This window comes from Ulvibacter sp. 2305UL32-6, from assembly GCF_058148545.1.
Genome location: NZ_JBYVKA010000001.1, coordinates 541,715 through 563,513 on the forward strand (window position 1 = coordinate 541,715; position 21,799 = coordinate 563,513).

25 protein-coding genes are annotated in these 21,799 nt (G+C 33.7%); 11 read left to right on the forward strand and 14 right to left on the reverse strand.

The window, feature by feature from the left end; genetic code table 11:
- Nucleotides 1–422: 422 nt before the first annotated feature.
- The 13 genes from ACY2RU_RS02590 to ACY2RU_RS02650 form a co-directional block, all read right to left on the reverse strand.
- Nucleotides 423–1,712, reverse strand: a complete 1,290-nt coding sequence (locus ACY2RU_RS02590; protein WP_490136840.1) for an APC family permease — start codon at nt 1,710–1,712, stop codon at nt 423–425.
- Nucleotides 1,713–1,762: 50 nt separating this feature from the next.
- Nucleotides 1,763–2,047, reverse strand: a complete 285-nt coding sequence (locus ACY2RU_RS02595; RefSeq protein ID WP_490136841.1) for a chaperone modulator CbpM — start codon at nt 2,045–2,047, stop codon at nt 1,763–1,765.
- Nucleotides 2,048–2,049: 2 nt separating this feature from the next.
- A complete protein-coding gene (locus tag ACY2RU_RS02600; RefSeq protein WP_490136842.1) occupies nt 2,050–2,961 on the reverse strand; it encodes a DnaJ C-terminal domain-containing protein in 912 nt (303 codons plus the stop codon).
- Nucleotides 2,958–3,650: a hypothetical protein gene (locus ACY2RU_RS02605; protein WP_490136843.1), complete on the reverse strand. Its 693-nt coding sequence runs from the start codon at nt 3,648–3,650 to the stop codon at nt 2,958–2,960. The genes ACY2RU_RS02600 and ACY2RU_RS02605 overlap by 4 nt, the downstream gene beginning before the upstream one ends.
- Before the next feature lie 11 nt (nt 3,651–3,661).
- Entirely contained in the window at nt 3,662–4,132 is a 471-nt protein-coding gene (locus ACY2RU_RS02610; protein WP_490136844.1) for a hypothetical protein, read from the reverse strand.
- 63 nt (nt 4,133–4,195) lie between these two features.
- A complete protein-coding gene (locus ACY2RU_RS02615; protein ID WP_490136845.1) occupies nt 4,196–4,645 on the reverse strand; it encodes a hypothetical protein in 450 nt (149 codons plus the stop codon).
- A gap of 97 nt (nt 4,646–4,742) precedes the next feature.
- Nucleotides 4,743–5,102, reverse strand: coding sequence for a hypothetical protein (locus tag ACY2RU_RS02620; protein ID WP_490136846.1), 360 nt, complete (start codon nt 5,100–5,102; stop codon nt 4,743–4,745).
- 130 nt (nt 5,103–5,232) lie between these two features.
- Complete coding sequence (locus ACY2RU_RS02625; protein ID WP_490136847.1) at nt 5,233–6,963, reverse strand: APC family permease; 1,731 nt, start codon at nt 6,961–6,963, stop codon at nt 5,233–5,235.
- A 57-nt stretch (nt 6,964–7,020) separates the two neighbouring features.
- Nucleotides 7,021–7,473: a hypothetical protein gene (locus ACY2RU_RS02630; protein ID WP_490136848.1), complete on the reverse strand. Its 453-nt coding sequence runs from the start codon at nt 7,471–7,473 to the stop codon at nt 7,021–7,023.
- A 62-nt stretch (nt 7,474–7,535) separates the two neighbouring features.
- Nucleotides 7,536–7,730, reverse strand: coding sequence for a hypothetical protein (locus tag ACY2RU_RS02635; RefSeq protein ID WP_490136849.1), 195 nt, complete (start codon nt 7,728–7,730; stop codon nt 7,536–7,538).
- Nucleotides 7,731–7,749: 19 nt separating this feature from the next.
- Entirely contained in the window at nt 7,750–8,433 is a 684-nt protein-coding gene (locus ACY2RU_RS02640; RefSeq protein WP_490136850.1) for a hypothetical protein, read from the reverse strand.
- A gap of 43 nt (nt 8,434–8,476) precedes the next feature.
- Nucleotides 8,477–9,016: a hypothetical protein gene (locus ACY2RU_RS02645; RefSeq protein WP_490136851.1), complete on the reverse strand. Its 540-nt coding sequence runs from the start codon at nt 9,014–9,016 to the stop codon at nt 8,477–8,479.
- A 184-nt stretch (nt 9,017–9,200) separates the two neighbouring features.
- Nucleotides 9,201–9,968 (reverse strand): patatin-like phospholipase family protein, encoded by a 768-nt coding sequence (locus ACY2RU_RS02650; protein ID WP_490136852.1) that lies wholly within the window; start codon nt 9,966–9,968, stop codon nt 9,201–9,203.
- Between the two features lie 358 nt (nt 9,969–10,326).
- On the opposite strand from ACY2RU_RS02650, the gene ACY2RU_RS02655 reads away from it, so the two are divergent.
- The 7 genes from ACY2RU_RS02655 (at nt 10,327) to ACY2RU_RS02685 (ending at nt 16,338) form a co-directional block, all read left to right on the forward strand.
- Nucleotides 10,327–11,601 carry an APC family permease gene (locus tag ACY2RU_RS02655; RefSeq protein WP_490137467.1) on the forward strand — a complete coding sequence of 425 codons (1,275 nt, stop codon included), beginning with the start codon at nt 10,327–10,329 and terminating at the stop codon, nt 11,599–11,601.
- Between the two features lie 210 nt (nt 11,602–11,811).
- On the forward strand, nt 11,812–12,291 hold the full coding sequence (locus ACY2RU_RS02660; protein ID WP_490136853.1) for an asparaginase domain-containing protein: 480 nt from the start codon (nt 11,812–11,814) through the stop codon (nt 12,289–12,291).
- Between the two features lie 9 nt (nt 12,292–12,300).
- Nucleotides 12,301–13,218, forward strand: a complete 918-nt coding sequence (locus ACY2RU_RS02665) for a LuxR C-terminal-related transcriptional regulator (RefSeq protein ID WP_490136854.1) — start codon at nt 12,301–12,303, stop codon at nt 13,216–13,218.
- Between the two features lie 272 nt (nt 13,219–13,490).
- Nucleotides 13,491–14,327: an RteC domain-containing protein gene (locus ACY2RU_RS02670; RefSeq protein ID WP_490136855.1), complete on the forward strand. Its 837-nt coding sequence runs from the start codon at nt 13,491–13,493 to the stop codon at nt 14,325–14,327.
- 324 nt (nt 14,328–14,651) lie between these two features.
- Complete coding sequence (locus ACY2RU_RS02675) at nt 14,652–14,936, forward strand: helix-turn-helix domain-containing protein (protein ID WP_490136856.1); 285 nt, start codon at nt 14,652–14,654, stop codon at nt 14,934–14,936.
- Between the two features lie 3 nt (nt 14,937–14,939).
- Nucleotides 14,940–15,692 carry a hypothetical protein gene (locus ACY2RU_RS02680; protein WP_490136857.1) on the forward strand — a complete coding sequence of 251 codons (753 nt, stop codon included), beginning with the start codon at nt 14,940–14,942 and terminating at the stop codon, nt 15,690–15,692.
- Nucleotides 15,676–16,338, forward strand: coding sequence for a P-loop NTPase family protein (locus ACY2RU_RS02685; RefSeq protein ID WP_490136858.1), 663 nt, complete (start codon nt 15,676–15,678; stop codon nt 16,336–16,338). The genes ACY2RU_RS02680 and ACY2RU_RS02685 overlap by 17 nt, the downstream gene beginning before the upstream one ends.
- 213 nt (nt 16,339–16,551) lie before the next feature.
- Here the strand turns inward: ACY2RU_RS02685 and ACY2RU_RS02690 are convergent, their stop codons facing one another.
- The gene (locus tag ACY2RU_RS02690; protein WP_490136859.1) at nt 16,552–17,181 is read right to left on the reverse strand and encodes an N-acetylmuramoyl-L-alanine amidase family protein; all 630 of its coding nucleotides are present in this window, start codon (nt 17,179–17,181) and stop codon (nt 16,552–16,554) included.
- A gap of 189 nt (nt 17,182–17,370) precedes the next feature.
- Between ACY2RU_RS02690 and ACY2RU_RS02695 the strand changes: the two genes are divergently transcribed.
- The 4 genes from ACY2RU_RS02695 (at nt 17,371) to ACY2RU_RS02710 (ending at nt 21,798) form a co-directional block, all read left to right on the forward strand.
- Nucleotides 17,371–17,658 carry a hypothetical protein gene (locus ACY2RU_RS02695; RefSeq protein ID WP_026813281.1) on the forward strand — a complete coding sequence of 96 codons (288 nt, stop codon included), beginning with the start codon at nt 17,371–17,373 and terminating at the stop codon, nt 17,656–17,658.
- 273 nt (nt 17,659–17,931) lie between these two features.
- A complete protein-coding gene (locus ACY2RU_RS02700; RefSeq protein WP_490136860.1) occupies nt 17,932–20,334 on the forward strand; it encodes a TraG family conjugative transposon ATPase in 2,403 nt (800 codons plus the stop codon).
- A 4-nt stretch (nt 20,335–20,338) separates the two neighbouring features.
- Nucleotides 20,339–20,953 carry a conjugal transfer protein gene (locus tag ACY2RU_RS02705; protein WP_490136861.1) on the forward strand — a complete coding sequence of 205 codons (615 nt, stop codon included), beginning with the start codon at nt 20,339–20,341 and terminating at the stop codon, nt 20,951–20,953.
- 2 nt (nt 20,954–20,955) lie between these two features.
- The gene (locus ACY2RU_RS02710; protein WP_490136862.1) at nt 20,956–21,798 is read left to right on the forward strand and encodes a hypothetical protein; all 843 of its coding nucleotides are present in this window, start codon (nt 20,956–20,958) and stop codon (nt 21,796–21,798) included.
- Nucleotide 21,799: the final 1 nt, after the last annotated feature.

Below are 21,799 nucleotides of genomic sequence, written 5' to 3' on the forward strand. Positions count from 1 at the left end.
AACGGGAAGCCTTGCTGTATTCTACCTATTAATCCATAGAGTAGACCCAATAACGCAATTATCAAAAAGAAAAGCAGCATCATTGCAATACCATTTAGCCATTTAAAATCTTTAGAAAGTGACGGTATTTGATTAAAGATTTTAGCAGCATTTAGTTTTTCGTAGATTTTAAATAGTGCTTTCCTAATAAATAAAAACAAATTCCTGTAGCTATGAAAATGATAGTCAATACTAGAGCAATAAATAAAAATTGAAACGCTAAACCAGCAAATAGACTATCAAAAAGGATAATAATACCAATAAGCACACAAATTATAGCGACACTCAATGTCATTGATTTCACTATAAATACTGTCTTTTTCGTAAGATTTTCCGAAGGTCTTTTTAAAATGATACATTAAAACGATTTGATTAACTAAGCACTATAATCTAGGTATAATCTTTCTCTTATGTATTTTCTGAAAAAAGACTTCTAATAGAAATGCAACCACAACAAATGCAACCAAAATAATCGCAACGTTATCAGAGTTTTTGCTCACATAAATTAATGCTAATACAATAGAAGCAAAACAGAGAATAACAGCTGATACCACTAGAATAACAGATGCGCCAGTTTTAGAAATAATCTTAAGATGTCCTATATGAGTAATGGCGTGAACAAATAATATAGAAATTGAACCAATTGTGGCAATCTCGCCTAAATCGAAGGATAACGCAAGAATAACGATTAAGATACCGCTTATCAATAAGCCTTCTCTACTGTGTTTAATAGGTTTTCCAAAAGCTTCTGGCAAATCGCCATTTTTAACCAATTGATACGTCACATTAGTAACCGCATATAAGTTTGCATTGATGGCTGAAGATGTGGCTATCAAAGCTGTAATGGTAATTATGGTAAACCCAATTTGCCCAAAAACGGGAAACGCTGCTTGTGCCAATGCAAAATCTTTGGCTTCAATCACTTTATCAACTGATAGGTTGCCAAATACTGCAAACGAAATGGCAACATAAAGCAACATTACTATAAAAACCGAAGCTACCATTGCCTTGGGTAATGTTTTGGATGGATTGGGCATATCCTCGGCAGTATTGGTTATTACTCTAAATCCTTCAAAAGCAAAAAATGTGATGGCTAGACAGTAAAATATATTACTGGTAGGTGGATAATTTTCTGGTGCAAGCAAATCGGCCTTTAAGTAATAAACACCTGCGATTGAAAAACCGCACAAAACGATAAACTTAATCGCGACAGTTAATTTTTCCCATTTAGCGACATCTTTAGCCCCTTTTAGATTAATTAAAACAAATAGCGTAACAATACCAACCGTAAACAATGGTCTTAGCCAACTAGTGCCTTCAACCCCGAACAATGCAATAGCATAATTTGAAAACGCTTTTGCAATCAATGCAATCGATAAAATAGCCGTAAGATATAATAGAATACTAATGGTTCCCGTAAAATAGCCAATACCATACGATTGGGTTAAATATTCAATAATTCCGCCCGAAGAGGGAAATCTAGCCCCTAATTTACCAAAAGAGTAGGCACTTGCTAAAGCAACTATACCACCAATAATAAACGAAATATACACCGCACTTCCTGCTATGGCACTTGCTTCTCCTAGCAACGCAAATATTCCAGCGCCAACCATCGCACCAATTCCCATAGAAGTTGCAGCCCAGAAACCAATGGGTTTATCTGTTTTATGCATTAGTTAAAAAAGTCAAGGATTTAGTATTACAATTTTCTATCATAAATATGTTACTCTTCATAAATGGTTAAGCGATTGCGTAGTTGATTCATCTCTACATTCATTTTCTCAACACGGTCTAACAGATTTAAAATAACCTCAATGCCTTCCAAATTAATATCCATTTCGCGATGGAAACGCATAATTTTTTCGAGTTTAGGCAAGGTAGTTTCTTCAATAAATTTTTCTTCGGAAATTTTAATAAATCCGAAACTTTCTAAGGTTGTGATATAGGTTGTTTCTACACCGTGACTATCACAAAATTCTTCAATGGAAATATATTGTAGTGTTGCCATAATTATGAATTAAGTGCTTTAAGTTTTTCGAATAATTCTTTCTGTTCTTTGCTAAGATTTTTTGGCATTTCTATGGTGTAAGTGATATATAAATCTCCAAAAGAATCTTGTTTTTTATATACAGGAAATCCTTTGCCTTTTAACTTCACTTTTGTGCCATTTTGGGTTTCGGGCTTTACGTTCAGTTTTACTTTACCGTTAAAAGTGGCCACAGTTACTTCGCCACCAAGAATAGCAGTATATAAATCTATTGTGACGTTTTTGTATAAATTAGATTGGTCGCGCTTAAAGGCTGTACTGTTATTAATCACAAACGTGATAAGTAAATCGCCTTTAGGACCATTATTTACTCCCGGACCACCGTGCCCTTTTATTTTGATGGTTTGCCCATTTTCTACACCAGCAGGAATAGTGATGCGAATATTTTTTCCGTTTACAGTTAAGGTTTTCTTGTGTGATTCGTAAACCTCTTTTAAGTCCAGATGCAACTCTGCATTAAAATCTTGTCCTCTAAATTTAGTTTGTCGTGAGCGCTGTCCACCAGCTTGACCACCAAACATAGAACTAAAGAAATCTGAAAAATCCCCGCCTTCAAAATCTTCTTGTGTAAAACCACCACCTTGATATTGTTGTCCACCTGCGTATTGTCGTTGTCCTTGCGATTGTTTTGCCTTTTCAAATTCTTCGGCGTGTTTCCAGTCTTTACCATATTCGTCGTATTTTTTACGATTTTCTGGATGACTCAACACTTCATTTGCCTCATTTATTTCCTTAAATTTGGTTTCGGCTGCTTTATCATTTGGGTTAACGTCTGGATGGTATTTTCGTGCAAGCTTTCTGTAGGCTTTTTTTATATCCTTTTCTATAGCGTCTTTTGAAACACCTAATATTTTGTAGTAATCTATAAAATTCATTGATTATTTGTGCCGATTAGTTTTTCTTTGGTTAAACTTCTTACGAGTTTTCTGGTGTATTTTTTAATCCCTTTTTCTGCTATTTCATCAATAGATTTATTGGGCTCTATTAAGTCTATATTTGACCTCCAAAGCATATTGCCTTCATCTGTTTCTAAACAGAAGCAGTAAAGATAAGAAGCTACGTGGTAAATGTCATATTCTAAGTCTTCTCTTTCTGGTTCTTCGTAATTATTGTTTTGCATATCAATTTGAAACTCCGTGATATTATCACTAAATGTTTGATACATTTTGGTCAAATTTTTTATGGTCTCTCTGGTTGTTATTGTTTCATCTTTACCCACTACTTTCGTAATGAGAACACCATCATAATCTTCTCTTATGAGCTCTCTTTCCAAATTTTCTAATTCAGAAACAGTTTTTGGCAATGTAGTGTAAGAGCCTTCTAAAACATCAAAACTCCTAGATGCGTCAATGCCTTTTGCCTCCATTGCTGCTACAACTTCGGTTTCAAAAGATTTTCGGACATCGGGATATTGTGTGAGACCAATAACCAACACACGACTTATTTGGTTGTCTTGAGAATCTGGACGTCGCCATTCGTGTGTTGATTTGCTACTGGAACAACTTACAAAAAGCAGGGTGCACATAAATAGGGTGCTAAAAAATAGTGTGTTTCTGCACCTCATAACTTACCGTTTTATCCGTGTATAATTTTACTATTAAGTTTTTCTAAATATTGATTAAACTTAAATAGCCAATCCTTAATCTTTTTTGCCTCTTTAGGGTGCGATTGCGAAGACAAATATTTTCCATCTTTTGTCTGAATCCAAATAGTTAATAGCACACCTGTTTCGGTACTATTTGGGGTAACTCTGGTATGGATTGTTACTTTCTCATTATTAAGCAATGGAAACTTTACTTGCTCTGAACGCATTTCAATGTTTCCCTTTTCAGAAGACACTAAATAGGTTTTTCCATTATGCTCTTCTATAAATTTTTCCCAATTGTATAATACAAAATCTTCGCTTAATCCAATGATATCAGCAGTAAAACTTGTTGCCAAATGGTTATATGGTAATTTTTCTTCTACGACCTCAAAAGGCGTTTGTGCTGTTCCTTGTTTGATTATTGCAAGCAATAAAAACATAAACAAAATTGACTTTTTCATAATTACTTAATTTGTAAGAGCCACCTTTGAGATGGCTCTTTGTTGCTAATTTTCTTCGGTTTTCTATGGTACTGCCGGAATAAGTGGTTGCGTATTTTGTTGCATAAATTGCTGTTGCATTGCTTCCATACGTTTACGCATTTCTTGTACCATCTCATTAGAGTTTCCTAGTTTATTTCCGAAGAAATCATCATCAAAAAATTTTGACATATCTTTTGATATTCCGCTTGAAAAATGCTGACTAAATGTTGATTGAAACGCTTTCATAATACTGTCGGCTTGCTTTTTGTCAAAACCTTTTATATTATCTGAAGAGGACCAAGAATAAATAGAATCATATTTAATGATATTTCCATTTTCATCGACCTCTTTATTTACCGTCCAATTCCCTTTTGGAACCTCAATAGTCGATTTTTCTGTATCATTTTGTGCAATGTCTTTTTTACTATCGTCTTGTGCATTGCAACTGGTAGCTAAAATTGCTACCAATGAAAGGATTGCTAATTTTTTCATTTTTAAACAATTTAAATTAAACTTTAACTCTTGTGTTTTTTTTCAAAAAAGATACCAAATATTTTGTATCTAACAATTTGTCAGTCTATTGGTTTTGTTACCTATTGTGGTTTCCAATATGTTTAACTCCCACTAAATCATCTGCTTTTGCAAGCAGTTGTTTTTCAGTTTCGTGATTATCGGTTTTAAGAATACCTTCAATTTTATTGTAACACGATTTGTTATGTGTTTCCAGATACTTTGAAAAATTTGAAGCTTCATTTGCATTTCCTTTTCCGTGACCTGCGAGTACAATGCCTTTATATTTTGAAATTTGTTTTATGATGTCCTTATAATAATGAATGGTGTTACCATTATCGAGCTGTATATCTGTTTCTCGCTTTTCATCAACACCACCTAAAGTGAATATTGAAGCTTGACTTTGTTCTATTTTGATTAAACCGAATTTAGTTTTCATAGATGTATATTTTAAATTTGTTAAACAATTTATTGTACTACAAATTTCTGAAGAATCTAATAAAAACAATCGGAATTGATAGTTGTTTAAGTTCAGAATTCTGAAATATGGACTTAAAATTTAGGACGACTTATATAATCAAACGTACACCACCAAGCTCTGAAACTTCATACGGGAACTCATTATCTGGCGAGCCTATAAACATAAAATTAATTGGAATGTCCCAATCTTTGGAAAGTTTATGGATGATATTAGGACCAAATTCTCCATCCATTTTAATGTATTCAATTTTGATTTTTGGGTATTCTCTGTCCAAAACTTCAAGGTCACTTTCTAAACGTTTTGGTGGATGTTCTCCTTCTTTTAAAACCGTAACCACTTTTAACTTTTTTGTATGTTCATTTTTAGTAATGTAGAGCATCACTTTATTTAATGTCTCAACATCATCTTCGTGTGTAAAAAAGACAAATTCCTGTGAATTTATATCGTCAATAGTAGCCATTATTTTCTTATTAGATTGCTGGACAAAATGTTCAATAGGACTGAATATATATTTGATGGCTCGTAATAAAAATTTTAAGATTACGGTGCGGTTCAGCATAAAAATCACAACAAGAATAGTAGGTATTAAGTACTCCAAAAACACTTGAAGATACGAGGGATTCATTATTACATTTCCTACTAAAGCAGCAATAACAGCACCTACCGCGAGAAAAAGTGATAGCCAAGATGATTTTTCTGGTCTTGGTAAATTTTTCCGACGGATTTTTAAAAGGAAATTACCTAATCCAAATAGAGTCATTACAGATAAAAAAGCAATAGTATAGACACCTGCTAAAGCTCCTAACTCTCCTTTGGTAATTAATAAAATAGAAATACATAACAGAAAAAACATAATGGGAATTCTATACGAATTGCCTCTTTTGTTCTTTTTGAGTAAAAATTGTGGTAAAATTCTATCTAAGGTCATTCGCTCTACTAATCCTGTAACACCAACAAAGGATGTTAATACTGCTCCACTTAACACCAATGCTGCATCAATAGAAATGATAGTAGATAACCATCCACCTCCAGAAAGCTCGCCCATATAAGAGAGCAAGGTTTCTTTGTGACCTTCAACTTCTGGAATAGGTATTAATGCTAAGGCTAAAAATGCCATTAATGGATTAAACACACTCACAACAATCCACATATTGCGCAATGTTTTTTTAAACACGCCTTTTTCCTGTTCCTCCACAAAATTCGCCGAACTTTCGAAACCACTTATCCCTAACATTGCAGCACAAAAGCCAAAAAAGAGCGCCATTGTGAGTCCGCCTTCTAAAGGACGATTAAAATTTTCGGTTAGAATTGACAGACCATTTGTATAAATATAATGCCCACAGAATGCTGACAATGCAACTAATGACACCATATGAAATATAAAAATGGCAGATGCGACTTTTGAAGACTCTCCAATACCAATAATGGTCAATATCATAAAAATTGCTAATAATAATATGGTCGCCACAGTAATTGGCCACGCATCGTATAAATTATGTACATAATGCATTCCTTCACTTGCAGAGATTACTGCGGTTGCCATATAGGATAATAGTGTAAGTGTTGCTGCTAAAGATGCAGTTGATTTGCTTGTTGTGTTCAATAAGGCATTATAAGCACCACCATTTAAAGGCATTGCACCGACGACTTCGCCGTAAATTTTCCGAAAAAGAAAAAGTACAACAGCCACAATTAATAGAGAGACCCAAGCATATTGACCTGCATAAGCTATGGCTAAGGCAGATACATAAAGGCAAGAAGAACTAATATCGTTACCACAAATGGCGGTTGCTGGGAATTGGCTTAACTTTTTTTTCATTATTTAATGACTAAATATTATGATAGCAAGGTAGTAATTTTGAGGTTTTGCATTTATTTAGTTCTTTTTTATACCTGCAAGAAATGATGCACATATTCCAGACACTACAGTTCCTGCAACAATCTCGATAGCTGTAAAAAACGCAATTTCCATAGGGGTATCTGGACTCCCAAAGGTTTCTTTTGCTTGTATAATTGACACCTCACTTTGATTCATAGCAAGGTATATTAAAATAATTGGGACAAGTACTATGATTAATCTTACGCCTGTGCGAGCACAAAGCAAAAAGGCTTCTACAAAAGTGGTATTGGGATGTTTTTTACTATACGTCCAAATCATTACCATAAACCCTATTAATAGCATTGGCACAAAAACCAATCTAAATCCTGCGCCTTCATAAATATGGAAGAAGTGTAAAATAGCAGAGAATAATACAATGCCAATTGCAATTCTTGTGGCATAGAACCGAGCAACAGCATTTTTTGACCAGTTTTGAATATTGAATAACATAATTTTGGTTTTTAATGGTTAGAAAAGACCGAACAATAGTTATATCATTCGGTCTTTAAAATCTACTCTTTTGAATGAAGCTCTTTTTTTAAATCTTCCAGTTCCTTTTCAGTTGTTTTTAGATTTTTCTTTGCTTCAGCTAATTTATCGTGTTCATTATTGGTATGATGGTCATACACCTCTAATGAAAACCTCTTGTGGCGATCGTGAAGTCGCTCTAATTGTGTGCGTGTATTGAATGATTTTAAATGTGACATAATTTCTCTTTTTTAATTACTATTCTCCAAATGGATAATAGGTTGGTGCGTGATGTTTAGGATGATGCGTTTTTATATGCTCATTTGCACGTTTGTTGTGGTCTTTCATTTTTGCCATAATTTCAGAAAGTTGTTTTTCTAAATCTTTACCTTCATCATATAGTTTTTGTCCAGAACCATCTTTATCCTTTGCTTTATTACCTACTTCATTTTTTAAAGTAGCCTCTAAAGTTCTTAGGTTTTTTCTAAACTCCTTTTGAATGATATGGTCATTGACTTTTTCTGGCTCTGTAAAGAGATATATATCATCTGTAATAAGATATTCGTGACCAACTGCTAATTCTGCATTAACCATAGCTTCTTGAAGATCAGTAACATTAATTTTCTTGTTACCTTTTAGTGCTTCTTCTAGCTTGTTAAGTTGAGAAATAGACTTATCTAAAGTACTTTTTGAACTTCCTTTTAAGTCCTTACCTTCCATTTTTAAGGATTCGATTCCCTTGTTTAAGTGCATCGCTGCATTATTATGGTCGTTACTTTCTAGTGCTGTAATCGCTTGGTCAAAATGTACGTCTGACTCGTTTGGTAATCCGATTTCATTTACTTCTTCGACTATTGTGTCTTTAGGTTTTTTTTCGTTGTTACAAGAAACTAAGGATACTAGACCTAAACATAGTATTACTAATTTTAATTGCGTTTTCATCTTATTGTGTTTTAATTATATTAATTGTAGACTTTAGTTCTTTTTATAAAAACTTTCCGTTTTCGTCTGTGTAGATTTTAATTTTATTTCTATCTTTTTTTAGATATAGTTTATAACGGATGTTTTCTTTTTCTCCTGATTTGTGTTTCATTTTATACACATCTTTTGTAATCGTCCAACCTTGATATTCTTTTGCAACTGCATTTCTAACTGCTGCTGGTAATGGTACGTTAACGCCTTTTTCCATAGAATAAATTAACGTTCCGTCTTTATCGTAGTATGCTGTTAATTCATCATTACCTCTTTTCATTCTTACTTCATAGCTTCCATAATTACCCGTACCCATTTTATCAGTCTCGATAATAATATCTTCTTCAATGAAGCTTACAGGTATTTCATAAAACTCGTCTATTTCATAATCTGGAAAGTCCTCAATTACTTCATCAATAACCACTACAGGAACTTCCTGTTTTAAAATTTTTGCCTTAAATATCACATCTTGTGCGAATATTTGTGTTGTACTTCCAATCATTAGTAAACCTACTAATGCCATTTTTGCTGATAATAATTTTTTAGTTTTCATCTTTTAAAAATTTATTGTTCTTGATTCCTTTAATTATTCAACAAAGTTCCATAAGCGTATTGTTCATTCAAAAAAAATCAGCCATTGTGAGGTTCAGATTTCAGATATTTGCACCATATTGGTCAAATTTGGTAAAGAAAGAAGGAAAGAGTTCAAAACTATTGGTAAGTGAGAAGAAAGCGGATTATCGGTTTTGAAACATTTTTACGGTTTCCTCGAACCCGATATTGAAAATAAGATCTGCTTGCTGAGCGTCAAATAGGCTGTAGTATGCTAACTGTTCTGGATTAATGACCCTATTGCACAATGAAAATTTTTCAATCGAAGTTTGGTGCATTTTTATATGGAATGCTCTATTTGCTACTTGGTACGAATGCTTAAAATCTGATTTTGAAACCGTTCGCAAAGCACAAACATATACACCATATCTTGTTGAACAACTTTCAATAAGCGGTTCAACAGGAAAATTATTAAGAATACCGCCGTCTGAATATAAAACCCCATCAATTTGAATAGGTGTAAAAACACCAGGAACGGCTGCCGAAGCCAAAATTGCAGAAATCAAGTCTCCTTTTTCAAAGACCTTAGTTTTAGCATTGATAATATCCGTCGTTGTGATGTATAGTTTTTTCTGTAAAGATTCAAATGTGTTCTTCGGAAAATACTGCAATAGAAAATTATAAAAGTGGTCAGAATTAATGAAACCTGCTTTTTTTCGGGCAAAATTTGAAAAGGCAAACAGTTTTACCTCCTTAAACATTTGAAGTGTCTCTTCAGGTGTATATCCTGCGGAATACATTGCTCCCACGAGAGCTCCCGCACTTGTGCCTGAAACCTCGTCGGGTATAACTCCCATTTCACACAAAGCTTTTATAGCTCCAGCTTGTGCCACACCTCGTTGCCCTCCTCCAGACAACACGAGTCCTATTTTTTTTACATTATCTGATTCCATTTTTTAAATAGCAATTGAGGCTTCGATATATGAAGTTTTGTGGTACAAAATTACAATAATGAATTTTAGCCAATTATTTATGACATAATTTACTGTGTTTAATGTACTGTAAGTTTATTTTAGTGTACCATATCTTTTATAAACAATACAGTTGTTAGGCTTTACTAATTAAATCAGCAAATAGTACCGAGAAAGTCGAGTACAATTTTAACTTTACAGATATATCATCAATTGGGTAACGTTTAATACGAATGTGTCTAATAGCATCTAAGAAAATGTAAGTTGGATGTTTAAAAAGGAAATTAGTGACTATAAATTAATTTTGTGAATAGCTTTGAGAAAAACAAAAAACAGAAAACTGAATGGTAAAATAGGATTAAAAGAGGCCATATCCATTGGAATTGGCGGTATGGTTGGTGGCGGAATTTTTGCTGTACTGGGTCTAGCTATTGCGCTTGCAAAAGGTGGTACTCCAATTTCTTTTTTATTTGCTGGACTTATTGCACTAATAACCTCTTATAGTTATGTGAAATTATCGCTTAAATATCCAGATAGAGGTGGTACTGTAAAGTTTGTTAATCAAGGATTTGGGAATGGAATATTTAGTGGTGGCATAAATAATTTACTTTGGGTAAGTTACATCATTATGCTAGCGTTGTATGCCTCAGCTTTTGGCTCGTATGCTCCAAATTTAGTTAAACTTACCCATAACAAAACTATAGATTCTCATATTTATGCTTCTGCAATTGTGATACTAGCAACTGCAATTAATTACTACAGTATTTCTGTTGTTGGGAAAATAGAATCTTATGCTGTAATCATTAAATTAATCATTCTATTATCTTTTGTTGGGTTTGGTATTTATGGTCTAGTTGGAAATCCACATTTAGAACAATTATCGCCAGAAAACTGGGAATCCTCTTTTAAAATTGTGACTGCTGGAATGGTCATTTTTGTGGCTTATGAGGGGTTTGAGCTTATAGCAAATGCTGCACCTGATATTGAAAATCCAGAAAAAAATATTCCTCGTGCCTATTACTCGTCTGTCATTTTTGTAATATTTCTATATATCATTATCGCTATAATTACTGTTGGCTCTTTAGAGTTTAGTACCATCTTAACTGCACAGGATTATGTTTTGGCAGAAGCTGCTAAACCAATGTTAGGTAAAGTTGGATTTACCATAATTACCATTGCTGCTTTAATATCTACATTTTCAGCAATAAATGCATCGCTTTATGGTGGTAGTAGAGTGAATTATGAAATTGCAGAAGATGATGAGTTACCCACAACATTTACTCATAAATTATGGAATCAACCTATTGGGTTGTTCATAACTGCGATTGCTACACTTATACTGGTAAACACCTTGGAATTAGAGGGTATTTCAACTGCTGGAAGTGTTGGGTTTTTATTAATATTTGCGGTTGTAAATTGTGCTGGTTTTAAATTATCTTCTGAAACTAGTGCAAATAAAATCATTCCACTTTTTGGTGCTATAAGCTGCTTCATTGCAATGATTGCATTATTAGTTCAGCACTATTCAGACAGTAAATTTGATGTTTTCATTGCTCTAGGAATAATTGTTTTTTGTTTTGTGATGGAATATTTCTACAAAAAAACTGAAGTCTAAGACATTAGAATAGTTACGAGGTTTTCTTTAAATCTCATCCCCAAAATTTTACTGGATTCCAAATTCAATTGGTAACTATATACATTCCATTATTCTTGAATGAGTTTACATTTCAGATACTTGAACACATAAACACCTCATATTTAGACTTTAAATTCAATAAAGACCCAACTTTGTTGTGAGGTTTTATTTGTAGTAAAAAGATAAATAATGGTACATATAATTACGACAGGCGGAACTATTGAAGGATTGGAATATGCCACACCCAACAACAAGCAGCAAACAACTATAACCATCGAAGATTTTTTATTAAACGCGAATGTGATGTTTGATTATCAAATAGACAATTTGATGCATAAGGACAGCAGGTTTATCACTAAAGAAGACCGACAAATTATTGCTTCGAGAATCAGAAACTCAAGTGCTAATAAAGTTCTTGTAACACACGGAACTTTAACAATGATTAAAACCGCTCAATTTTTTAACAATTTAAACTTAGATAAAATTGTGGTATTGGTTGGTGCTTTTATGTTGGGTACTGAGAAACACACCGATGCACCTTTTAATTTGGGCTTTGCTTTTTCTTCTCTTCAAAATGGTGTTTTCATTGCAATGAATGGCAAAATTTTTAATCCAGAAAATACCATTAAAAATGAAACTCAAAACAGATTTGAAGAAACCAAAATTTAACTATGCAGAATGTTTGGGACAGCAATACATTGGACAACTTTTTTCTACCTTTTATTAGATACGGTCATTGTATTATTTACTCTCTACTTTTCAGGAAAGAAAACACAAAGTAGCTTTAAACGTTTTCTAATTTTAGGTTTGCTTTTTATCGCTTACAATGTTACTGGTGGTTTTCTTCCTACTGACAATTTCCCTGGTCCAATAATACTTCAATATATTATAACTTACAGCGTGGCAATTGCACTTTGTGTATTCATTGTCTATTATCTATATAAAGAATACGATATTGTTGTTCTGAAGTTTAATTCTTCAATTCGAAATCTTGCCATATTCACAAGCGTTAATTATATCGTTTTATTTTTACTACCATATTTTATTACAGAATCTTTAAACTACGCCAGACTACTTTTTACTATACCAATATCAGTAGCCGCAGTTGTTTTTCTATTCATTTTCTACAGGCGAATTTCTAATCCAAGTAATCCAAATGCTTTTATTCTAAGACGGAATAGATTATCTATTGTAAGTGTAGGAAGTATAGCATTGTTGCCAATTTGTACTGTCATTGGGGATTACCAATGGATAACCTTTACCGTAATGAATTTGGCTTTCTATGCTATATCCACGATTGAAGTAGATAGGCACTTATATTTCATAGAGAATAATAACAGAATGTACGAGGTTTTTGCTTTAAAGAAAAAACAACGAGACGAATCCATAGAACGTAAAATCATTTACGAGGATTTGACCCGAAGGGAAATCGAGGTTGCTCTTTCTATTTTAAGTAATTTAAGCTACCGAAACATAGCAAAAGATTTATTCATTGCCGAAAGTACCGTATCAAAACACGCTTCCAATATCTTTAAAAAAACAGGTGTAAAGAATAGGCGTGAATTTTTAAAGCGGTTCCGAAAGAAAAAAAGCTAGTTACCTTGATTTCTAAAAGGTAGTGTTTTCAATATTTTAAAGTACTTCCGTAGAAAAATACGGTATAATCCGTAAATATATACGGTACATTTTCTTCGTTAAATTATGTGATAAATTTAACTTCCCTTCAATTCTACAAAATGAACTAAAAAGCCTCAAATTTTATGAATTAACGGCTATTATCTAGTGAGTTTTGCGGATTATAAAAACAATATTTTAACCCTATTTTCTAAACCCCTTCTTTATGGTTTCTAAATTCAAAATGCCTGCTTATGAACCCTCAAATACTATCAACAAAATTATTACAGGATCTGGATAAGATAAAATTTCAAAATGAAAATATTTTAAATTGGGCTGCCAGCTCAATAAGAGCTTGTCGTGAATTACTAACAATCTATAAAAAAGAAATTCTAACTAAAAAATTCGATACTATAAAAGAAGAAATAGTATTCTTCAAAGAGACTAAACAGATTCCATTAATCAAACTCATTTACTTTTCAGAAATCCATTCTTTTGAAATTCAATTTCCAAAAGGCGACAAAGATTCTCAGTTGAAATCCATAAAAAAGAAAATCAGTAAGTTAAATAGGTTTTTCCTGTACAATATGGATTTTGGTCAATATGTTAATTCTGGGGCTACTCATTTTGATAAAGAATATTACACAAGAGATTATCTGGAAACATTTCACATTACAACTTCAAAATTTTACTTTCAAGACCCCGAATTTTGTACACCTAGAGATATGCTTCTTGGTAAATACAGGGCTTATAATTCATTGGCAGTTTATCTAGATGAGAAAAAGTATAAAATCTGTAACGATTTAAATTTCAATTTGAAAACCATTAAACCAATTGAAAAGATTCATTGGCCATTTTCAAATACGGATTATGTAGAAATGCTATATGCACTCTGTGCAAAAGGTTTAGGAAGTCAAGACAACCAAAGCATAATAGAACTTTCTAGAAAACTTCAACAAATATTTGACTTCACGCCAAAGGACATCTATAAAACCTATCACGACATTAAAAACAGGAAAAATAGTAGAACGCTATTTCTTGACGAACTCTCTACATCACTACTCATAGAAATGGACAAAAGCGAGGAATAAACCCTAAATTCTTTAATTCAATCTTCCTTTTTTAGATGTTAAAAAAAGACCGTAGTACGATTGACCTACGGTAATTTAATTTCGCAGCTACTTTCCATAGAATTTATGCTTTTTTAGTGTTTCATTTTTACGAAATCGTACTTAGAACACTTCAAAACCCACTAAGTTTTAAAATGTTAAATTTTGACCATAGTACGGTCGTAATAGGGAATAAAATTCAATAAAGCTATTCAAATTTGTAGAACGAAAGTCAAATCAGGTTAAGGGCTATCAAATTAAAAAGAATAAATATTGATAGTCCTATTCTTTAAAAACCGTTTTATTATGCCAGCAAGTATTATTACCACAGACGACCTTCGAGACTTCAAAATGGAATTGCTCGATGACATCAAGAAACTGCTTACCAATCAATCCAAAGGAAAGCTTAAAAAATATCTCAAATCTTCAGAGGTTATGAACTTGCTACAAGTAAGTCCAGGCACTTTGCAAAATCTTCGCATTAATGGCACTTTGCCCTATACTAAAGTAGGTGGTATCATCTACTATGATGCCGAAGAAATACAAAGTATAATGACCGCCAACCGTGTAGAGCACGGTTTAAAATCTTAGATGATGAACTATATTAAGCTACTTAATGCAGCTTTTGAAAAGTTCTATTTTGATGACCGCCTAAATCCTACCCATATTAGTTTGTATATGGCCTTGTTCCAAGAATGGAACAGCAGCCGCTTTGCAGATGAGTTTTATGTAAACCGTAGAGATTTAATGCGTTGTGCCAAAATAGGCTCAAAATCTACGTACCACAGATGCATCACAGATTTAGACTCGTGGCTTTATCTCTGTTATTTTCCTTCAAACAATCCGTATAAAGGCAGCAAAATCAAGATGTCCATTATTGGTACAAGTGATGAACCAGTTGTGGGACGGTACAATCCCATATTAGAACAACTTGCGGAACAGTACCATCCCATACGTGAACCAGTTATGGGACAGCACCATCCCACAAACGGACAAGTAGTGTACCAACACCGTCCCATAGGTGGACAAGCATTGGTATCTACTATAAACAATAACAAACAAGAAAACAATATAAAACAACCAAAGGGCTGGCAGGTCGTTTTGATTTTTTTTGAAGAAAAAGGTTTTGATGCTGATGAAGCAAAAAAATTCTACGAGCATTATGAAACTTGTAATTGGCAAACAAGCGATGGAAAAGACATTCGAGATTGGCGAGCCATAGCCAAAAATTGGATGGACAGAACCGAATTATTTGACGAAGAAAACAAAACAAACAAAAAACAAGCGTCTCAAATCAAGGACAACTTGCGAACCACTAAAAACAAAGATTATGGACAACCCCTCTAAAATTTCCGAAGGTGGCGTGGAATATTCGCTCGGAAAATTTGATGGCAAAAGCGTTCTTTACGATTTTGACAAAATCTTGATTTATCTAAATGCAAAGGGAATGAAACTCTTTGGTCAGCAATTTAGAATCTATGATGAAGACACCGTTATCATTCGTAATCTCTGCCATTATTTCATCAAGGACAAAGAAAATTGTAAAAAGAACGGAATTGATATCGACAAAGGTATTTTACTTTCTGGCCCAGTAGGATGCGGAAAAACAACCTTGATGAAACTACTGCGTCATATCGTACCAATGCAAAGACCTTATGAAATGATTCCGTGCAGGAATGTAGCCTTCAGTTTTAACCACCTTGGTTTTAAAACTATTGAAGACTATGGCAATACCAGATTTTATTGCTTTGATGATTTAGGCATTGAACCTGCGGGAAGATTCTATGGCAAAGACTTGAACGTAATGGGCGAAGTATTGCTTTCCCGATATGAACTTTATCTTCAGACCAAACATAAAATCAAGACACACGCTACCACAAATCTCAATGCTGAAGAACTGGAAGAACGCTACGGCAATCGGGTTCGTAGCCGAATGCGAGAACTGTTTAATTTAATTGCTTTTGATACGAAAGCTGGGGATAAGCGGAAGTGAATAGCAGTATTAAACTTTGGCAAATATTTGGTTTTTTGCCAAAACTTAATAACGCTTACCACATTATCTAGACTGAATTTATCAGTCCAATAATGGGATATAATTCAATTTCTTCGAAATGACTTATATAGTATAACCACTTCTGAAATAAATTGTACTACAATCATTTTTAAACTCTTTGTTAATTCTATAAATAGGTCTTTCATAATAATATCAATTTTGTATGGATAATAAGATAGTGCTGGCAATGAATTGGATATTTACAGCATCTGAAATATAACTTCCTTCATCTTTATTACTCAAAAACCCCAATTCCAAAAGCACAGAAGTACAATAATCGACTGTTTCCCGAAGTACTTGAAAGTTGGCAAACTTTACACCTCTACCCTCGTATCCTATCTCTTTGCAAAGCGTTCTTTCAATTTGATAGGCAACAAAAACAGATTCTTTAGAATATTCCGCTTGCTTTTTTGAAGCATAAACTTCAATTCCTCTTGCATTCGGATTATCCGAATGATTGCAATGCAAGGACAAAAACAAATCAGCTTTTAAGACTTTGGCCAGCTTCGTTCTATCCGATAATGAAATAAGTGTGTCCTTATACCTGGTTAAATAAATATCTAAAGGTTTTTCTAATTCATTATTTAGGTCTAAAATGGCATTCGTAATTTCCAATACGATGTCCTTTTCTTGGATTTTATTTATACCAATTGCGCCAGCATCTTTTCCACCGTGTCCAACGTCTATAATTATTCTTTTTTGAGCACTTATTTCTTGTCCAAAAATGACGCACATTTTTAGAAGTAGAAAGACAAAACTGACGTTTTTGAACACTTTTTTCATTTTCAATTTTCAGGTTATCAACAACTTCCCTTCAAAAATTCATAGAATTTGATGCTAAATAATGGCAATTAAATTCAATTGATTTCAAATAATATTTTATTCACAAATTACTGATTTACAGTATTTTATATTCAAATATATGTAAATTTCTACTAACGAAAACAACATAAAAATCTAAACAGTTTTATTATGAAAAAATCACTCTATTTAGCATCATTTCTTTCGCTCTTATCCACTTCTCTTTTTGCTCAAATTGGTGGTATTGAAGATTCAGTTAATGATGTTGGCGACACTATCAGAACTATTTTTCCAATTTTATTAGGTGTCATTTTCCTAGTTGGCTTCCTGTTTAATGCAGGACATTTCTTTGGGGAAAATGCAGACCTTAAAAAAGGGATTACTAGAGTACTTGTATTTGTTTTGATAGCTGGCGCAGTAGTCGGCATCTTCACATACTTAATCGGAATCGTAGTGTAACGATGAAGAAATTCGAGGTCTATAAAAACATAAGAAAAAGGGCGGTCATTTTTGGGCTGCCTATTTCCCTGTTTGCCCTAATGATGGTTTCCATTCTTGCATCACTATTGGTCATTATATTCTCATTCAGCTTTATAATGATTATAGGTATACTGGTTTTTAACGCTGCTCTATATGTTGCCTTGACAAGAATTACACACAACCCACAGCTGTTCCAAATGGCAAAAGCATTTCCAAGAATATTAAGTAACAAAAGAAACTCTGGCTTCAATTATGAATAAGATTAACCTTTCAGAATATAGACCTATCACAGATATTCAAGACAATATCATTTTTGCCAATAATGGTAATGTGGTCTTATGCTATGAAGGGACACTACCAGAAATTTATTCGCTGTCCGAAAAGGATTTTGAGGATATACACGGTGCTTGGTTTCAGGCTTTAAAATCCTTGCCTATTGGTACAGTAGTGCATAAGCAAGATGTGTACCTCAAAAAATCATATACTTCAGAAAAACTAGCAAACAATACATTTTTAGAGAAAGCCACACACGAGCATTTTAAAGGTCGTGAGTATATGGAACATCGCTGCTTTCTATATTTTATTCTAACCAAGAATAAAGCATTAAACAATCCGAAATATGTCAATCCCTTCAGAAAGATTTCCAAAGATATTGTTCAGAAACTCGATGACAACGTAAATAGTTTTATCGGTTCGGTTAGTGATTCGGTTTCTTTCATAAATAATAGCCGAAAAATGAAATTCGTTTCGCTTAAAGCAAAAGAAATTCAGCAAATCACATCTAGTTATTTCAATGGTTTCAATGATAGGTTTGACACAGATATCATATTAGACAAAAAAAGCGTCAATATTGGCGAAAACCATTTTGATGTCCTAGCCATTAATAGCGAATTGTGCTTTGGCGAAAGTGTACAGAGTAGCAAAACCAATGAGAAATTCACTTCTGACGATTTTGTGTTTTATCAAGGGTTTATTGATGGCTTAGGGCTTACGCTAAACGAAAATCATATTGTTAATCAAATCTTGTATTTAGATGACAAACAGAAGTGGCGAAAACTACTTGATAAAAAAGTCGAAGAACTCAACAAAAGTTCAAATTTCGGTTCACAGAACAAAGTAGTTCTTGGCAAAATTCAACACATTCTCGACCAAATCAATGCCGATGATAATGCTCGGATTATTCGAGGTCATTTAAACATCGTTTATTGGGACAAAAACCCAGAAAATTTAAGTCGAATTGGTTCAAAAATAAAAACCGAGTTTAAGGAATTGGATATCATCCCATACTATCCTAGAGGCGAAGAACGAAAAAATTATATACTAAACAGTTACTGTTGTTTTTCTTCAAACTTCTCAAATAACGATTTATATGTAACTGATTTAAAACACGCTTTATGCCTGTTCATTAATAGTACCAATTACAATTCAGATGCTACCGGAATCATCTTTAATGATAGAGAACATAATGTTCCCGTTTTAAAAGATGTTTGGGACGAACGTAAGAAACGTATCAAGGCAAGAAACTTTGCCATTTTCGCACCTACTGGCGAAGGTAAATCGTTTTTAGCAAATAATATTCTACGCCAATATTTTGAAAGTGGTGTTCGCTTGGTCATCATCGATTTGGGTGGTTCTTACACTAAATTCGCAAAACTATATCCTGAGAAATATACGGTGCTTCGTTATGAAAGCGGTAAGAACTTAGGTATTAATCCTTTTTACATCAGCGATGTAAAAGATTTGACACCTGAACGGTTGGAAGATTTATCCGTTTTTCTGTTTGAATTGTTCGCTTCAGATTTAAAAGTAACTAAAGCACAGTCGGTTTCGGTAAAAAAAATATTACGGCATTATTACGATAGTATACCAGAAAATCACTCGTTAGATGGTTTTTATAGTTTTATAGAAAGGAATCAGAAAGACCTTCTGGACACCTTGAAAATCCATCCCGACTACTTCAATGTTATCAGCTTCTTGCACGTAATGTCCGAATATGTCGGCGATGGTCTATACAGTTTTTTATTTGAAGTTAGCGAAGACCAAACTTATAAAATAGAGGATAAACGCTTGATTGTTTTTGAACTGGATGAAGTCAAGGACAATAAGGAAATCTTATCCGTAATGCTGAAACTGATTAAGTCTGCCATCCAAAGAACCATATGGAAAAACAGAGCCGAAAAGGGCATCATCCTATTCGATGAGTTTGCCAAACAATTGAAGTTTGACAACGTACTGGAAAGTGTGGAATTCTACTATCAAGCCATTCGTAAACAAAACGGTGCTATTGGTATTATTCTGCAATCCATAAATCAGTTACCCAATAATTCAACATCAGCAAGTATATTGGAAAACACACAAGTCATTTATAGCTTGAATAATGAAAAGGGTTATGACGAATTGGTCAAGCGACTCAATTTATCCAGCCACGACCTGAACCAATTAAAATCAATTAAAAATAATCTATCTGGACCACGCAAGTACACCGAGATGTTTATCAAAATTGGAAAGGAAAGCAACATTTTTCGTCTTGAAGTTCCGAAGGAAGTGTATGCCGCATACTTAACCGATGGGCAGGAAAATGAAGAAATAATGAAGCTCTACGATGAGCATAACGATATGGAAAAAGCAATAATTCAATTCACATCTAAAACATAATATTATGAAATCGAAGATTCACGAATACCAAAACAAATATTTAGCAATGAGTAAAACAAAAATCTTAGTACTCGCAATCGCATTACTGTTCAGCTTGAATATAAAAGCTCAGGGAATGCCCACTTATGACAACACCAATTTTATCAGTTTGGTAAAACAACTTGTAGAATCTGGTAAACAAACAGCTCAAATGATTAAGTCTGTAAAATTCTTGAAGGATGCTAAGGAAAGTATCGAGAAAGTATCAAGTGTGGTACAACAACTCAGAGCGGTTCAGGAAATTGCACAAAACAATCAACGCTTAATCAATGTAATGCAAAACGATTTGCAAGATATTTTAAACTCGCCTTATATCAAACCAGAGGAAGTTACACGGGTTGCGGAATCATTTGATGCTATTGTGCAAAACTCATTGGACACGGTAGATTTTATGAGCGAAATCTTATCTAGCGACAATCTAAAAATGTCCGATGCCGAACGTGCTGAAGTCCTAAAACAAAAGGAACTGGAATCTAAACAAATGGTTTCCAATATCAACACAAAAACTAAACGCTACAGGGATATTATTTCCTTCAGAAAAATGCAGGATAAAGTAAATAACCGGGAAACAGAATATTAAAGATGACCGCAGCCATTATTTTAGGGATTGGACTGGAATACATCGACGCGGTGTTTCAAACGATACAGAACAGCAGCTTCTCGCAATACACTATTGCAGGAATGAAAACGCTCGCCGTTCTGTTTTTTCTAATTAACATCCTTAAAAAATACAACGAAGGTATTGCGGACAAAGACGGTTACACTTGGGGATTGAGTCCTGGGGAACTCACGAAGAATTTTGCAGTTGTCCTTCTGGTCATATTTTCGACACAGGTACTAGGTTTCTTCGATAGCATCTTGGTTTCAATAGAAGCGCAATATCGTGGTACAGCACCTGCGTTATTGCCTTTACAGATGCAGGACATTCCCATAGAGGAAGATGTTAGTATCATAGAGGTAGCGCAAGCTGCTATGACGCTCTTATACGAAGCCTTAGTAACACCACTATACGGATTCAAAATATTTGCATTTATCATTAGTATTTTTCTTTGGATTTTAGATTTGTTCATCTACCCGCTATTCCTTGCAGAACGCTATTTTCTATTGGGCATAATGCAAGCCTTCTTTCCCTTGGTCATAAGCCTAGCCGTTTTTGAAAAATTCCGTTCGCTTGCTTATACATTTTTCAAATTGTACGCTGCGGTCTATATGTTGGTGCCAGCCTTCTTTTTGGTCAATGTATTTGTGAATGCCCTCTATACTGAAATCAATACTAATTTCTGGACAAACCTCTTTGGAACAGACGTTGGTCAAGGCTTTTTCGCACCTGTGGTGCAGCTTGGGTCAGTTGGTTTCATTGTTTTCCTGAAATTCAAATTATATAAACGCGCTACATCTTTCACGCTCAGATTGTTTACTAGCTAAT

Bases quoted from the DNA above. Each gene is read 5' to 3' on its own strand.
- ACY2RU_RS02615 (WP_490136845.1), bottom strand. From the start codon at position 4,645: ATGAAAAAATTAGCAATCCTTTCATTGGTAGCAATTTTAGCTACCAGT.
- ACY2RU_RS02590 (WP_490136840.1), bottom strand. From the start codon at position 1,712: ATGCATAAAACAGATAAACCCATTGGTTTCTGGGCTGCAACTTCTATG.
- ACY2RU_RS02660 (WP_490136853.1), top strand. From the start codon at position 11,812: ATGGTACATATAATTACGACAGGCGGAACTATTGAAGGATTGGAATAT.
- ACY2RU_RS02690 (WP_490136859.1), bottom strand. From the start codon at position 17,181: ATGAAAAAAGTGTTCAAAAACGTCAGTTTTGTCTTTCTACTTCTAAAA.
- ACY2RU_RS02710 (WP_490136862.1), top strand. From the start codon at position 20,956: ATGACCGCAGCCATTATTTTAGGGATTGGACTGGAATACATCGACGCG.
- ACY2RU_RS02635 (WP_490136849.1), bottom strand. From the start codon at position 7,730: ATGTCACATTTAAAATCATTCAATACACGCACACAATTAGAGCGACTT.
- ACY2RU_RS02705 (WP_490136861.1), top strand. From the start codon at position 20,339: ATGAAATCGAAGATTCACGAATACCAAAACAAATATTTAGCAATGAGT.
- ACY2RU_RS02600 (WP_490136842.1), bottom strand. From the start codon at position 2,961: ATGAATTTTATAGATTACTACAAAATATTAGGTGTTTCAAAAGACGCT.
- ACY2RU_RS02650 (WP_490136852.1), bottom strand. From the start codon at position 9,968: ATGGAATCAGATAATGTAAAAAAAATAGGACTCGTGTTGTCTGGAGGA.
- ACY2RU_RS02670 (WP_490136855.1), top strand. From the start codon at position 13,491: ATGAACCCTCAAATACTATCAACAAAATTATTACAGGATCTGGATAAG.
- ACY2RU_RS02665 (WP_490136854.1), top strand. From the start codon at position 12,301: ATGTTTGGGACAGCAATACATTGGACAACTTTTTTCTACCTTTTATTA.
- ACY2RU_RS02680 (WP_490136857.1), top strand. From the start codon at position 14,940: ATGAACTATATTAAGCTACTTAATGCAGCTTTTGAAAAGTTCTATTTT.
- ACY2RU_RS02675 (WP_490136856.1), top strand. From the start codon at position 14,652: ATGCCAGCAAGTATTATTACCACAGACGACCTTCGAGACTTCAAAATG.
- ACY2RU_RS02695 (WP_026813281.1), top strand. From the start codon at position 17,371: ATGAAAAAATCACTCTATTTAGCATCATTTCTTTCGCTCTTATCCACT.
- ACY2RU_RS02625 (WP_490136847.1), bottom strand. From the start codon at position 6,963: ATGAAAAAAAAGTTAAGCCAATTCCCAGCAACCGCCATTTGTGGTAAC.
- ACY2RU_RS02605 (WP_490136843.1), bottom strand. From the start codon at position 3,650: ATGAGGTGCAGAAACACACTATTTTTTAGCACCCTATTTATGTGCACC.
- ACY2RU_RS02645 (WP_490136851.1), bottom strand. From the start codon at position 9,016: ATGAAAACTAAAAAATTATTATCAGCAAAAATGGCATTAGTAGGTTTA.
- ACY2RU_RS02640 (WP_490136850.1), bottom strand. From the start codon at position 8,433: ATGAAAACGCAATTAAAATTAGTAATACTATGTTTAGGTCTAGTATCC.
- ACY2RU_RS02630 (WP_490136848.1), bottom strand. From the start codon at position 7,473: ATGTTATTCAATATTCAAAACTGGTCAAAAAATGCTGTTGCTCGGTTC.
- ACY2RU_RS02595 (WP_490136841.1), bottom strand. From the start codon at position 2,047: ATGGCAACACTACAATATATTTCCATTGAAGAATTTTGTGATAGTCAC.
- ACY2RU_RS02610 (WP_490136844.1), bottom strand. From the start codon at position 4,132: ATGAAAAAGTCAATTTTGTTTATGTTTTTATTGCTTGCAATAATCAAA.
- ACY2RU_RS02700 (WP_490136860.1), top strand. From the start codon at position 17,932: ATGAATAAGATTAACCTTTCAGAATATAGACCTATCACAGATATTCAA.
- ACY2RU_RS02620 (WP_490136846.1), bottom strand. From the start codon at position 5,102: ATGAAAACTAAATTCGGTTTAATCAAAATAGAACAAAGTCAAGCTTCA.
- ACY2RU_RS02685 (WP_490136858.1), top strand. From the start codon at position 15,676: ATGGACAACCCCTCTAAAATTTCCGAAGGTGGCGTGGAATATTCGCTC.